This window comes from Niveispirillum cyanobacteriorum, assembly GCF_002868735.1.
In the GTDB taxonomy this organism is placed as follows: domain Bacteria; phylum Pseudomonadota; class Alphaproteobacteria; order Azospirillales; family Azospirillaceae; genus Niveispirillum; species Niveispirillum cyanobacteriorum.
Genome location: NZ_CP025613.1, coordinates 703680 through 717572 on the forward strand (window position 1 = coordinate 703680; position 13893 = coordinate 717572).

The 13893-nt window shown below is 62.4% G+C and carries 11 protein-coding genes; 3 read left to right on the forward strand and 8 right to left on the reverse strand.

Going from position 1 to position 13893, the window contains the following annotated elements:
* Window positions 1-124: 124 nt before the first annotated feature.
* Together C0V82_RS23965 and C0V82_RS23970 are read right to left on the reverse strand one after the other, a co-directional pair.
* Window positions 125-925 (reverse strand): 2-keto-4-pentenoate hydratase, encoded by an 801-nt coding sequence (locus tag C0V82_RS23965; protein WP_102114929.1) that lies wholly within the window; start codon window positions 923-925, stop codon window positions 125-127.
* 98 nt (window positions 926-1023) lie between these two features.
* Window positions 1024-2127: a LacI family DNA-binding transcriptional regulator gene (locus tag C0V82_RS23970; RefSeq protein ID WP_102114930.1), complete on the reverse strand. Its 1104-nt coding sequence runs from the start codon at window positions 2125-2127 to the stop codon at window positions 1024-1026.
* A 244-nt stretch (window positions 2128-2371) separates the two neighbouring features.
* On the opposite strand from C0V82_RS23970, the gene C0V82_RS23975 reads away from it, so the two are divergent.
* Window positions 2372-3733 carry a pectate lyase family protein gene (locus C0V82_RS23975; RefSeq protein WP_211107958.1) on the forward strand — a complete coding sequence of 454 codons (1362 nt, stop codon included), beginning with the start codon at window positions 2372-2374 and terminating at the stop codon, window positions 3731-3733.
* Between the two features lie 30 nt (window positions 3734-3763).
* Here the strand turns inward: C0V82_RS23975 and C0V82_RS23980 are convergent, their stop codons facing one another.
* From C0V82_RS23980 to C0V82_RS23990, 3 genes are all read right to left on the reverse strand, one after another.
* The gene (locus C0V82_RS23980) at window positions 3764-4291 is read right to left on the reverse strand and encodes a PepSY domain-containing protein (RefSeq protein ID WP_158660168.1); all 528 of its coding nucleotides are present in this window, start codon (window positions 4289-4291) and stop codon (window positions 3764-3766) included.
* Window positions 4292-4377: 86 nt separating this feature from the next.
* On the reverse strand, window positions 4378-5019 hold the full coding sequence (gene eda / locus C0V82_RS23985) for a bifunctional 4-hydroxy-2-oxoglutarate aldolase/2-dehydro-3-deoxy-phosphogluconate aldolase (protein ID WP_245924295.1): 642 nt from the start codon (window positions 5017-5019) through the stop codon (window positions 4378-4380).
* A 187-nt stretch (window positions 5020-5206) separates the two neighbouring features.
* On the reverse strand, window positions 5207-8080 hold the full coding sequence (locus tag C0V82_RS23990; protein ID WP_102114932.1) for a TonB-dependent receptor: 2874 nt from the start codon (window positions 8078-8080) through the stop codon (window positions 5207-5209).
* Between the two features lie 263 nt (window positions 8081-8343).
* On the opposite strand from C0V82_RS23990, the gene C0V82_RS23995 reads away from it, so the two are divergent.
* Together C0V82_RS23995 and C0V82_RS24000 are read left to right on the forward strand one after the other, a co-directional pair.
* Window positions 8344-9363, forward strand: coding sequence for a sugar kinase (locus C0V82_RS23995; protein ID WP_102114933.1), 1020 nt, complete (start codon window positions 8344-8346; stop codon window positions 9361-9363).
* A 402-nt stretch (window positions 9364-9765) separates the two neighbouring features.
* Window positions 9766-10779 carry an agmatine deiminase family protein gene (locus tag C0V82_RS24000; protein WP_102115186.1) on the forward strand — a complete coding sequence of 338 codons (1014 nt, stop codon included), beginning with the start codon at window positions 9766-9768 and terminating at the stop codon, window positions 10777-10779.
* Between the two features lie 113 nt (window positions 10780-10892).
* Here C0V82_RS24000 and C0V82_RS24005 read toward each other — a convergent pair whose 3' ends face one another.
* From C0V82_RS24005 to C0V82_RS24015, 3 genes are read right to left on the reverse strand one after another with little or no spacing between them, the layout of a single operon-like run.
* Complete coding sequence (locus C0V82_RS24005) at window positions 10893-11765, reverse strand: carbohydrate ABC transporter permease (protein WP_102114934.1); 873 nt, start codon at window positions 11763-11765, stop codon at window positions 10893-10895.
* Window positions 11762-12655 carry a carbohydrate ABC transporter permease gene (locus C0V82_RS24010; protein WP_102114935.1) on the reverse strand — a complete coding sequence of 298 codons (894 nt, stop codon included), beginning with the start codon at window positions 12653-12655 and terminating at the stop codon, window positions 11762-11764. The genes C0V82_RS24005 and C0V82_RS24010 overlap by 4 nt, the downstream gene beginning before the upstream one ends.
* Window positions 12656-12667: 12 nt before the next feature.
* Window positions 12668-13810, reverse strand: coding sequence for an ABC transporter ATP-binding protein (locus C0V82_RS24015; RefSeq protein WP_102115187.1), 1143 nt, complete (start codon window positions 13808-13810; stop codon window positions 12668-12670).
* Window positions 13811-13893 lie beyond the last annotated feature (83 nt).

The window sequence follows — 13893 nt, forward strand, 5'->3', positions numbered from 1 at the left end:
CCCGCGCCCAAGAGCGCCAATTCCGGGAAGGTGCTGCGCCCCGCCGAATTGAACGTTGTTCATTTACTGTTTGAAGTCAAGTGAAGGTTGGGGGCGATGCCCGCCCCCAACCTTCGTGAGCCGATTAGCGCGGCTGTGCCTGGACGGTCCGCACCTTGATCTCCCCACCCGGCACGAAGGTGACGGTGGAGGACTGACCCAAGGCGATGTCATGGATGCCCGTCACCGCCCCGGTGGTGATCAGGGTGCCTGCCGGCAGGGCAATGCCCCGCGCCCGGCAATGGGCCAGCAGGAAGGCGACCGCCTGGACGGGCGTGCCGGGGATGCTGGCAAAGCTGCCCGTGCCAACCACCTCACCTTCGATCCGGGTTTCAACGGTCAGGCTTTCAGGCGCCGCATCCTCCCAGCCTTTCAGTTCAGGCCCAACGATCAGGCCGGCATTATTGCCGAAATCGCTGACCACCACGGTGGGACCCAGCTTGTTGATGGTGGCCAGCGGGCTGCCGGCCAGTTCGATACCGGCATGGATGGAACCGATCAGGGACTTCGCTTCCGCCTCATCCGAGGGGCCGGTGGCCGGCATATCAGCGCCCAGCTTCACCACGAACTCCCCCTCGACTGCTGCGAAGCCGCCGGGAATGACGGGCAGGTCGATGACCTGACCCTCACTGTAATCCCATACATTGCCGTCAAACACGGGACCGGCCAGACGCATGGCCCCCAGTTTCTCCCGGAACGCCGGCGGCACCATGCCAATCTTCCAGCCGCGCACGGGCGTGGGCCACAGAGAGCGTGCCACATCCTGAATATCATAGGACTGGGTCAGGTGATCGGGGATCGTACCGGGATAATCCGGCAGCGCGGTAGCGGCACGGCGGGCAGCGACAAAACGCTGAGCGATTTCCTGGGCGGTGGACACCGTCATAACTCCTGAAATATGGGATATATCAGGCGCCATCCTATGATGACACCGGTTTCCATGCAAGGCGGCAGGAGCCGTGGATGAACCCACGGCCCGAACCATCAGGCCTTGGGCGGCGCGCTGCTTTCGCGGACCACCAGATGCGGCTGGAAAATCGTCTCGCGTAGCTTGGCGTCGGGCTGCGCGATGCGCTGGATCAGCTTTTCGGCCGCCACACGGCCCATGTCGCGGACGGGCGAGCGCACCGTTGACAGGGCGGGGCACATGCGCAGCGCCAGCTGACTGTCGTCGAAACCGACAACCGTCAGGTCCTGGGGAATGGCGATCCCCTTCTGATAGGCGATGCGATAGACGCCGGCGGCCATTTCGTCGTTACAGGCGAAAATGGCCGTGGGCGGGTTCGCCATCGACAGCAGCTTTTCAGCGCATTCCTGGCCGCTTTCGAACGTGTAGGCACCCTGCGCCGACAGCTCCGGGTCCAGTGACAGGCCGTGGCGGGCCAGACCATCGGCAAAGCCACGGCGGCGTTCCTGTGCGGATTTATATTGCGGTGTGCCGGCGATATAGCCGATGCGGCGATGGCCCAGCTCGACCAGATGATCGGCCACCTCTGCCGCACCCTTATAATCCTCATACACGACCAGATGGGCAGCGACATCCAGGGGCACGCAGGCGACGCGGATAAAGCGGCAGCCGATTTCCACCAGCATGGCGGCCAGCGCCTCATCCTCCGACAAGGGCGGCAGCAGGATGACGCCATCCAGCTTCTGCCGCTCCACGAACTGCCGCATCTCCTTCATATAGGTCGGGCTGGTGCGGATGCAGGGATGCACGACCAGTTCAAACCCGCTTTTGCGGCAGGCCTCCAGAATACCCGCCTGGACATTCACCACATACTGGCTGTTGGGATTGTCATAGATGATGCCCAGCAGGAAGGAGCGCTGGGACGCCAATCCGCGCGCCTGGGGGTCCGGCTCATAACCGATATCATCAATGACCTTGGTGATCTTCTGACGGGTTTCCTCATTCACCAGGGGCGACTGGTTGATGACCCGCGACACGGTTTTCTTCGACACCTCCGCCAGACGGGCCACATCATTGATGGTGGGCCGGCGCTTCAGGTCCCAGATATAGGTCTTCGGCGCTTCCGGCTTTTCGGCCTGTTCGGTCACGGCGGCAGCGTCGGCAGTGCGGGCACGGGGCATGGAGGGTGCTGTCCCATTTTGATGTGTTTATCGGCATCAATTGTCCCCCCAGGGGACAATAAGAATGTACTGCACTGTGCGCCGGGATGGCGCAACCCCAAATCCGTCAGGGCGAAAGTTTCGCGGCGTTGGTCTTCCGCTTTTCATTTGCCGAACCCTGATGAATAATGGTAACCGGTGTCAGTTCATGTGTAAAGACGGTACGCAAAGCTAATACCGCACTCCGTGATATAGGGAGAGCCTGATGAAGATGCGCCCGGCAGCACTTGCTGCCCTGTTGTGCCTGCTGCCCTCCCTTCCTGCTGCCGCCATCGGCCGCGATGTGGCGCCCGCCGCCATTCCGGCCTTTCCGGGGGCCGAAGGGGCTGGCGCCTATGCCATGGGGGGACGGGGGGGACGTGTCTTCACCGTTACCAGCCTGGAAGATGCGGGACCGGGCAGCCTGCGCGAGGCGGTGGAGGCCAAGGGGCCGCGCATAGTGGTGTTCGCGGTGTCGGGGACCATCCAGCTGAAATCCGATCTACGCATCAAGAACGATTTCATCACCATCGCGGGCCAGTCGGCGCCCGGCGGCGGCATCACCTTGCGCGATTATCCGCTGATCGTGACGGCCAGCCATGTCGTGATCCGCCATATCCGTTCCCGCCTGGGCAGTGCGGCGGGGCAGGAAGCCGATGCCGTCACGGTCTTTGATGGCAAGCACATCATCCTGGACCATGTGTCGGCCAGTTGGTCCACCGATGAAAGCCTGTCGCTGTCCTTCAAATGGAAGGAAGGGATGACGGGGCTGGACAATGTGACTGTGCAATGGTCAGTGATCGCCGAGAGCCTGAACAAATCGGTGCATGCCAAGGGCGATCACGGCTATGGCACGCTGGCGCGTGGATCGTTCGGATCGCGCTATTCGTTTCACCATAATCTCTGGGCCAGCCACACGGCCCGCATGCCGCGTCCGGGCAATTTTGAGAAGCAGGCCGATGATCCGACCGGCGCCTTCATGGATTTCCGCAACAATGTCTTCTTCAATTGGAAGGGGACAGGCAAGGGCGGGGCGTCGGGTTATAACGCCGATACGGACGCCGTCACCGCCTACAACTTCGTGAACAACTATTATGTGGCGGGATCTGATTCGAAGGGCGCGCACGCCTTTGATGAGAAAAGCCCCGTCGCCAAGGCGTACTTCGCCGGCAATTGGATGAACCATGCCGAACCAGCGGACCCCTGGTCACTGGTGACAGGTGTGCAGGCCGATGGCTATCGCCAGTCTGCCCCCATCCCGATGGCGGCGGTGACGACGGAACCAGCCGATGCTGCCTTTCGCGCGGTTCTGGCCAAGGCGGGGGCGGGGCGCGTGCGCGACAGCGTGGACGAACGGATCACGGCAGGCGTTGCCAAGGGTGAGGGCCGGATCATCGATAATCAGGATGATGTCGGCGGCTGGCCGGTGCTGGCAGCGGGGGTGTCACCGACCGATAACGACCGGGACGGTATGCCCGATGCCTGGGAAAAGACCAACGGCCTGAACCCGGCCGATCCGGCGGATGGGGCCACCGACCGCAATGGCGATGGCTACACCAATCTGGAAGAATATCTGAACGGGTTGTGACAGGGGGCGGGTAACCCCGCCCCCTTATCATCAGCTCTTGTCAGCCATGACCTGACCGGTGGCGCCATCGACGCGGATGGTGCGGGTGCCATTGCCGTTCAGCACCTCGACCTCATAGGTCAGGCGGTTATTGTCGTGATCAACCTCGGCCTCAATGGCCTTGCCACCGCCCTTATTCTCCGCGATGCCGATGGCCTGCGCCAGGCTGGTGGAGGCGGCAGTCAGTTCGCGCGGCTCCACGCCCGCACCTAGCTGCTGTGCCCAGGTGGCCAGGGTCTGCTTGTCAGCCGATGCGATCTTGCCGTTGGAGGCATCGACATCCCAGCGGGTCACCGTCTCGCCCGACACGATGTCGATCTGGTACAGGCCGACGCTGTTCTTGGTGTCGAAATCGACATCCACCGCCTTGCCCTTGCCCTGCTGTTCAGCCTGGGCGATGGCCTGGGTCAGGGAAACCTTGGCCTGACGGAAGGCGGCGATGTCGCTGTCGGAGCTGGCGGCCAACGCCGGAGCGGCCAGGATCAGGGACAGGGCGGCAGTGCCGAGAAGCATCTTCATGGTTTGCATCCTCCGGTTAGTGGATGCAGCCTTAACGATACCACCCTGCCCCTGGTTCCGGGCTTACCCCGTTTGAGGCGTTGGTGTTAGAGGCCAGGCTTCGCGAACCCTGCCGCAGCGCGGGCATTTTCGGTGATGCCGGCCCAGTCGCCATCCGCGATCTGCTTGTTGGTGGCGATCCAGGAGCCGCCGACGCCGACCACATTCTTCAGCGCTAGGTATGACGCGACCTTGTCGCGACCGATGCCACCCGTGGGGCAGAAGCGGGCCTGCGGCAGGGGGGCGGCCAGGGCGGCGATGGTGGCAGCACCACCATATTGTTCCGCCGGGAACAGCTTCAGCACCTCAAACCCGTCATCCAGACGTTCCAGCACCTCGCTGGGCGTGGCCACGCCGGGGATGACCGGCACGCCACAGGCCTTGAGCGGGGCCACCAGGGCCGCCGTCGTGGCCGGGGTTACGATGAAATCCGACCCCGCCGACATGGCGGCATCCAGGTCCGACGGCTTCAGGATGGTGCCGGCACCCACGATCAGGCCGGGCACGGCCCGCTTCATGGCGGTGATGGCGTCAAGGGCGGCGGGCGTGCGTAAGGTCACCTCCACCACCGACAGGCCACCCTCATTCAGGGCCACGGCCAGGGGTGGGGCATCCTCCACCCTTTCGATGGTCAGGACCGGAATGACGGGCGAGCTTTTCAGCAGCAGGGCGAAGGCCTGGATATTCACGTCGGTGGGCTCCCATCAACAGGAAAACGGCCCCGCCTGTGCCGGTGGGGCCGTGATGAGGTCGGAACAGGAAATCAAGGCAATACCGGAGGCGATGATGCATTGCCACCGGTTTCCACGCCGGGCCGCGATGCGACCCCGTGGGGTCTCCCCCCGGCCCTGTTGGGCTGGGGGGAGTGGCGGGTCATCAGTACTTGTACTTGGCACCCAGGAAGAACTGGCGGCCATAATGCACATATTCTTCGGAGTTCTGGCGGGTGCTGGTACCGACCCAGCGCTCGTCAAACTCGTCGGTCAGGTTGATGGCTTCAAACGTCACCGAGATCTGCTCGGAGAAGTTATAGCTGGCCGAGAAGTCCAGGTTGAAGGTCGAGGCCTTGCCACGGATGTCGTTGGCGTTGCCGGGCGAGATCTGGGTCAGATACTCGTCACGGAAGGAGCCGGAGACGCGGGCGCTGAAATCGTCGTTCTCATAGTACAGAGTGGCGTTGAACGACTTAGGTGACAGACCGACCAGCGGCTCGCGCACGGTGCGGGTGCCAACGCGATAGTCGATGTCCGACGTCACATAGGTGAAGTTGGCGATACCACCGAAATCATCAAATGGCGCCGGCAGGAAGGTGAACGGCTTCTGCACGGAGATTTCGAAGCCCTTCAGCGGGCCGCCCTTGGTGTTGCCAGCACGCGTGATGGTGAAGATACTGTCCATCGTGTTGCCGTTGGCCAGCAGGCTTTCCGGCAGGCCGGTCTCACGGAAGGGAATGGTCTCGGAGATGTTCTGGATGTAGCTCTTGATGTCCTTGTAGAACAGCCCGACCGACACCAGCGTTTCCTTCTCCGGATACCATTCGAAGGACAGATCGACGGTATTGGCGCGGATCGGGTTCAGGTAGGGGTTGCCGCTGCTCAGCGTCTGGTTGGCGTTGGTGATCGAACCACCGGGCGTCAGCTGCGGCAGGTCGGGACGCGACATCACCTTGGCAGCGCCGAAGCGGACCAGGAAATCATCAATCGGTTCCAGCGACAAGTTGAGCGCCGGCAGCGTGTCATCATATTCACGCTCCACGGTCGCCAGCGTGGTGCCGACATAGCCGGTGGAGGTCAGCTTGGTCTTCACCTGACGGACACCGACATTACCCCGGAACGGCATACCCGCCAGTTCGGTGTTGAAATCGGCCTGGACAAAGGCGCTGAGGCTGCGTTCACGCGCCTGACGGTTGCTGCCGATGGCACCCTGGCCATCCTTGGCAACGCGGAAGTCACCATACTGGTTGACGCAATTGCAGTAGAAGCCCAGCAGTTCCTCGAACTTGTCGATTGAGGGCACGATCCAGGCGGTGGGCGTGCCGTTCGGAACGCTCAGGTGACGACCGAAGCCCGACACCAGTTCCGTGAGGCTGGCGAGGTTGGTGCCAGCCGGCAGGGGCACGGCGGCCTCGGTCAGGTTGCCAGTTCCCTGGATCGGGTCCAGCGTGCCGTAACGGCGCCATTCCTGGGTCTTGAACTTGTAATCCTTGTGGGCCAGACCGGCCTTCAGGGTCACCCAATCCTGGGCATCCCACTCAAACTCGCCCCGGAAGGTCTGGAAATCATTATTCGTCTTGTTGGGACGAATACGGATCAGCGACTGGTCACCAATGACGGCGCCGTTGCGGACCAGACGGGTCGACGGGCTGAAGACATAGTTGGCCGGGTTGGTGACGTCGAAACCGTAATTAAAGGCCGGCAGGTTCTTGTTGCCGGAATAGTCATAGCTGTAGCCCTGGACATTATAGGCTTCCAGCGACAGGGTCGTCTGTTCCGGATTGTCCTGCACCGAGGAGGACCAGCCGGCAATACCCTTGAACCGGATCGTATCGGTGAATTCCTGATCCAGATTGAAGGAATATTGCAGGAATTCAGTCTGCAGGCGGTCGCGGCGCTGTTCGGTGCGGATATCGACGCCGTTGAAGGTGCCCTTGATCAGATTGCCCAGATCATCATAGGTGGCCTGGGTGACGGTGGTGCCGCCCATGCCGCCAGCGCCGGTGTTGCGGCTGAAGGAGATGGCTTCCAGATACTGTTCCTGGCGCGTGCCCTTCAGATCGGCATAGAGGCCATCCAGCGTGATGCGCGTGGTTTCAAAAGGCTGGAACTGCAAAGCGGCGGTGGCGCCCAGGCGTTCCTGATCGTAATCCAGACGGCCATAGCGCGGGATGCGCGGGTGCCAGGCCGACTGTTCAGGCAGGGCGCGGTTGCCCGGCGTGTTGGACGCACCACCGCCGCCAAACAGGAAGTTGGCGGTAGCACTGCCATTGCCGCTGGCGGGAATGGTGCCGATCGTGTCGATGCCGCGTTCCCAACGGCCCGTGGAGGAACCTTCCTCCAGACGGTTGGTCTCCGAATAGGCGACAGAGAACAGAGCGCCGATCTTGCCATCCGCGAAGGTGTCGGAGATCAGCAGGGTGCCGCGCGGGTCCTTCGACTTGGACAGGTCGTTGTAACCGATCTTGCCCGAAGCGGAGAAAACGAACTTGTTATAGTCGAACGGGCGGGCCGTCTGCAGGTCGACGGTGGCGCCAAGCGAGCCTTCTTCGGTCTGGGCCGAGGTGGATTTGCGCACCGTCAGGCTGTTGAACAGCTCCGACGCGAAAATCTGGAAGTCGAAGCCGCGGCCACGGTTGGCGCCGCCCGACCCATCCTTGCCGCCCGTGGTGGCCAGGGCTTCCAGCCCGTTCAGCCGCACGCGGGTGAAGGTGGAGGACAGACCGCGCACCGTGATCGAACGGCCCTCGCCGCCATCGCGGTCGATGGAGACGCCGGGAATACGCTGCAGCGATTCGGCCAGATTGGTATCCGGGAACTTGCCGATATCTTCGGCATTGATGACATCAACGATGTCATTCTCGTTCCGCTTCTTGTTGATGGCGCTGGCCAGCGAGCCACGGAAGCCCGTAACCACGATTTCTTCCAGGGCTTCCTGTGCCTGCGCACCCGCAGGGATCAGGCCGGCTAGCAGGACCAGAGCCGAGGCGCCGGCGAGACGGCGGCGGATGCAGGGCGTACCCGCGAACTTCATCATTGCTTCCTTCCCCTTCAGATTTATCGTTCTGGCCGCACCGATCCAGCCCGCAGCCGGAACGGCAAGCAGGGGGTAGGACGAACGATTTAGGTCTTTATACCAGTCGTCAGAGCCGGTAGGCGTTGACACCGGTGACAGGGCTATTAATGATCCGATCTGACACCGGTGGCAATACGTTTTTGCATTGAGATGTCCAAGTTCGTCACAGGATGTGGCACAAATCCCGCAGTAGGCGGATTTGCAAGGTGGAAGGGAGAGACCCGATGACCGGGCGTATCGTGTGTTTTGGTGAATTGCTGATGCGCCTGACGGCGCCGGGCCGGGAAATGCTGCTGCAAAGCCCGCGCCTGGACGTCACCTTCGGCGGGGCGGAAGCCAATGTCGCCGTGTCGCTGGCCCGATTCGGCTGGGATGCCGCCGTTGTCTCAACCCTGCCCGACCAGGGCATTGGCGAGGCCTGCCGGGGCGAACTGCGCCGTCATGGCATCGACACGCGTGGCATTCAGATGCGCCATGGCCGCATGGGCCTGTATTTCCTGACCGTCGGGGCCATGCAACGCCCATCGGAGATCATCTATGACCGCGCCGGGTCCGCCTTTGCAGTGACGGAGGCCGGTGCCTATGACTGGCCCACGCTGCTGAAGGGTGCCGAATGGCTGCATGTTGGCGGCATTACGCCCGCTGTTAGCGAAGAGGCGGAGAAGGCCGTGGTCGCGGCGGCGGAGGCAGCCAAGGCGGCCGGCGTCAAGGTATCGTTCGACTGTAATTACCGTGCGAAGCTGTGGGCCGACCGGGGCGGCGATGCACCGGCGGTGTTCGCCAAACTGGCGTCGTGCGCCGACCTGATGTTCGGGAATGAGCGCGACATCGCTCTGATCCTGGGTGCTGATTTCCATGCTCTTCCCCTGTCGGAGCGGTTCCTGGCAGCGGCGGAACTGGCCTTCAAGACCTGGCCAGGTCTGAAATGGTTGGCTTCCACGATCCGCACCCATCATGACGTGGACCATCAGGAACTGACGGGCCGTGTCGCCGCGCGGGACCACCGGGTACACTATTCGCGCACTTACAAGCTGAACGGCATCATCGACCGCATCGGCGGCGGCGACGCCTTTGCGGCCGGCCTGATCCATGGGCTGGATAAGGGCTGGGCCGCCGATCAGGCCATCAACTTCGCCGCTGCTGCTGCCGCTCTGAAACACTCCGTCCCCGGCGATGCCAATCTGGTATCGGTGGCCGACGTCATGAGCCTGGTGAATGAGGAAGGGCTGGATGTGAAGCGGTGAGGGCCCTGCCCTCACCTCCTTTCACTTGATCCCGAAGCCATGCACGCCGCGCAGTCTTGCCCCGGCGCGGCCCCCGGGTGGCGCAAAAGTCGCTGCGCAACTATATTACGCCCATCGAAAACAACGATGGAGACACATCATGCGGTACTTTTTCCTGCTTCCTATGCTGCGGCTCGGTGCTTTTTCCCGTTATGCCGCTTCGGTTGAGCAGTACCCGGCCAACCGCCGTGATTGAGGCGGAAAGGCCTGCTTCTTTTAGCAGTTCCCATTTTTACCTCTGACCAAAAATCATCAGCTGGCCACTTTCATTTGACCGGCATGGTTGTCATGACAGCGCCCTGGCGGGTACCCTCGCCGGGGCGTTTTCATGTCTGGCCCATCGCAGAACCCAAGGATCGCATCATGACCCATCCCGCCGCCGAAGGCTTTTTCATGCCCGCCGAATGGGCGCCGCATGCGCGCTGCTGGATGGCGTGGCCGGTGCGGGAGGAGACGTTCCCCAATGGCCTGCCCGCTGCCCGCGCCGCCTATGCCGAGGTGGCGAAGGCCATTGCGCAGTTCGAACCGGTGACCATGCTGTGCCCGGACGGGGCGCTGGCCGATGTGTCGCTGGCCTGTGGGCCCGGCGTGTCGGTACTGCCGGTGCCCTGTTCCGACAGCTGGCTGCGCGATAACGCGCCCAGCTTTGTCGTCAACGGCAAGGGCGATGTGGCCGGCGTGCATTGGGGCTTCAATGCCTGGGGCCGGAACTATGAAGACTTTCAACTGGATACACAGGTGGGGCGCCTGATCCTGGAGAACCAGGGGCTGAAGCGGTTCGCGGCCCCGCTGGTGATGGAGGGCGGGTCCTTCCATGTCGATGGCGAGGGTACCCTGCTGACGACCGAGGAATGCCTGCTGAACCCCAACCGCAACCCGCATCTGTCGCGCGGCGAGATTGAGGCGCATCTGGCATCGCATCTGGGCGTGCGGGAATTCATCTGGCTGAACAAGGGCTATGAGCAGGATGAAACCGACGGCCATATCGATGAGATCGCAGCCTTCGTGAAGCCGGGCGTGGTTCTGACCATGGTCACCGACGATACGTCGGACCCGAACTATCCCGTGTTTCAGGACAATGTCGCCCGGCTGAAGGCCGCGCGCGACGCGGCAGGCCGGACGCTGGAGGTCGTGACCCTGCGCACGCCGGCGCGTCAGGAACAGCATGGCGTGCGCCTGACCCTGTCCTACACCAACTTCTACATGGCCAATGGCGGCATCGTCATGCCGCTGTTCGAAGACCCGATGGATGCCGAGGCCATCAGCCTGTTCGGCAAGCTGTTCCCCGACCGCAAGATCATCCCCGTGCCGGCCCTGGACATCGTGCGCGGCGGCGGCGGTATCCACTGCATCACACAGCAGCAGCCGGCGGCGTAAGCCAAGGGCCATGACTTGGCCGTTGGAGGCCGGCGACTGCCGGCCCGCCGCACGTACGGCGTAAGCCAAGGGCGCGTATGCGCCCGCCTGGCGTTTGAAGGGATATGTAAAGTTCACCCCTTCACCGAGCCCGACGTGATGCCCTCGACGAAATATTTCTGCGCCAGGAAGAAGACGATCAGCGAGGGCAGCAGGGCGATGGTGGACATGGCCAGGACCTGGTTCCAGGCCGTAGCCTCCGTCACATCGATGGCCATTTTCAGCGCCAGGGCCACGGGGTATTTGCCCACCGACGACAGGTAGATCAGGGGATAGAGGAAGTCGTTCAGGCTCCACATGAACTGGAACAATGCTACGGAGATGATGGCCGGCATGATCACCGGCACGACCACATGCCACAGCACCTGCAACGAGTTGCAGCCATCGATGACGGCCGCTTCCTCCATATCCGGCGGAATCCCGCGCAGGAACTGCACCACCATGAAGACGAAGAAGCCGTCGGTAGCAAAGGCACAGGGCACATAAAGCGGCAGATAGGTGTCCAGCCAGCCGAATTCCCGAAACATCAGATATTGCGGGATCAGCAGCACACTTTTCGGCAGCAGGATGGTCGCCACCATCAGCGCAAACCATAGCTGCTTGCCCGGCATGCGGAACCGCGCGAAGCCGAAGGCCACCAGCACAGACGACACCACCGTTAGCACCACCTTCGGGATGATGAAGGCGAAGCTGTTCAGCAGGTAGGTCGCGAAGCTGTATTCCGTGCCGGTGCGCCAACCCTTCACCACCCCATCCATGGTTGGATCCTGCGGCCAAAGGCTGACAGATCCGAAAATTTCATGATTGGGCTTGAAGCTGGCGGCCACCATCCAGAACAGGGGATACAGCATGATCAGCCCCACCCCGATCAGCACGCCATAGCGCAGCAGGGCACTGAAACGGCCGAACCAGGCGACATCGCGGCGGGGTGCTGTGATCAGGCTCATTCCCCATCCTCCCGCTCATTACCGTAGAAGACCCAGTATTTGGCGGATGCGAAAGCGATGATAGTGAACAGCGCGATGATGAGGAACAGGACCCAGGAGAGGGCGGCGGCATAACCGACATTGAAGTACTTGAACGCTTCCTCATAGATCATCAGGGGCAGCAGGTAGGTAGATTTCAGCGGACCGCCGCCGGTGATGATGTAGGGGCCGTTGAATTCCTGAAATGCCTGCACGATCTGCATGATGAAATTGAAAAAGATGACGGGCGTCAGCAATGGCAGGGTGATGGTGAAGAAAATGCGGGCCTTGCCGGCCCCGTCGATGGTCGCCGCCTCATACAGGTCGGTGGGGATGTTCTGCAGCCCCGCCAGGAACACCACCATGGCCGACCCGAATTGCCAAAGGCGCAGCAGGACAACGGTGAACAGAGCATAGGCGGGTTCACCCAGCCAGTTCAGCGGCTCCCCCCCGGCCCAGACCAGCACCTGATTGATCAGCCCGTCGCCAGCAAAGACGTAGCGCCACAGAACGGCGATGGCGACCGATCCGCCCAGGATGGAAGGCACGTAATAGGCAGTGCGGAAAAAGCCGATGCCCCGCAGCTTGAAGTTCAAAACAAAGGCGATGAACAGGGCGAAGGCCAGTTTCAGGGGCACGGTGATGAACACATAGAGGAAGGTGACACCCAGCGAGCCATGGAACGTGTCATCCCCCGCCATCTGCGTGTAATTGCCCAGGCCCAGGAATCGCGCCTGCTCCACCGGGTCCTGCAGCTGATAGTCCGAAAAGGACAGCAGGAAGGATGCCAGGAAAGGAAACAGGGTGAAGGTCGCCAGACCGATCAGGAAGGGCGCGATGTAGAGATAGCCGGAGACGCGGTTGTCATACATGGGCCGGCCCCCTCACGCCGCCACGACGGCGCGCGCCGCCGGTTCACCCACGGCGCGGCCATCGGCGTCAAACAGGTGGCATTGCGCCAGACGGACGCCCACGCGCAGACCGGTGCCGATGCGCAGCGGCACATCGCCCGCGATCTTCACGACCAACACCCCATCAGACAGCGACGGCATGCGCAGATGCGCCAATGTTTCCCCACCCAGACGTTCCACCAGATCGATGATGGCGTCAAACTCCACCGCCTGTCCATCGTCACCGTCCACCGGCGTAGGGCCGACACGGAAATGTTCGGGCCGGATGCCAACGGTAACCTTGGCGCCCGGCTTTACCGCCGCGTCATGGCGAGGCAGGCGCAGGGTGGCGCCGTTCAGGCGCACGCTCACGCTGTCGGTTTCCACCGCCTCCACGATCCCATCCATGAAGTTCATGCGGGGGGAACCGATGAAGCCGGCCACGAAGAGGTTGGCGGGGTGACGGTACAGGTCGATGGGCGCGCCGATCTGTTCGATCCGCCCGGCATTCAGTACCACGATGCGGGTGGCCAGCGTCATTGCCTCCACCTGATCATGGGTCACATAGATCATGGTGGCGCCCAGCTTGGCATGCAGGCGCGCGATCTCCACCCGCATCTGGCCACGCAGGGCCGCATCCAGATTGGACAGGGGTTCGTCGAACAGAAACACTTCCGGTTCGCGCACGATGCAGCGGCCAATGGCGACCCGCTGCCGCTGCCCGCCCGACAGGGCGCGCGGCTTGCGGTCCAGCAATGGGGTCAGTTGCAGAATCTCCGCCGCCTTGGCTACCTTTTCCTTGATCAGGGGTTTGGGCAGGCCCGCGATCTTCAGGCCGAAACCCATATTTTCGGCCACGCTCATATGCGGGTACAGCGCGTAGGATTGGAACACCATGGCGATTCCGCGTTCAGACGGATGAACCAGGGTGACATCGCGGTCGCCGATCATGATCGACCCGCGGGTGGGCAGTTCCAGGCCCGACACCAGACGCAGCAAGGTGGACTTGCCGCAGCCCGATGGCCCGACAAACACCGTCAGTTCCCCCGGTGCGATTTCCAGGTCCACGCCCTTGATCACATCGACGGCGCCAAAGCATTTTGTTACCCCGCGCAGCAGTACCCGACCCTTGGCCACGCCCCCTCCCCTGCTTTTATCGGTGGTCGCCCCTTCGGCGATGTCAGCCTTGGATGCCACCTGTCCTCTTGATCTATCCGGTA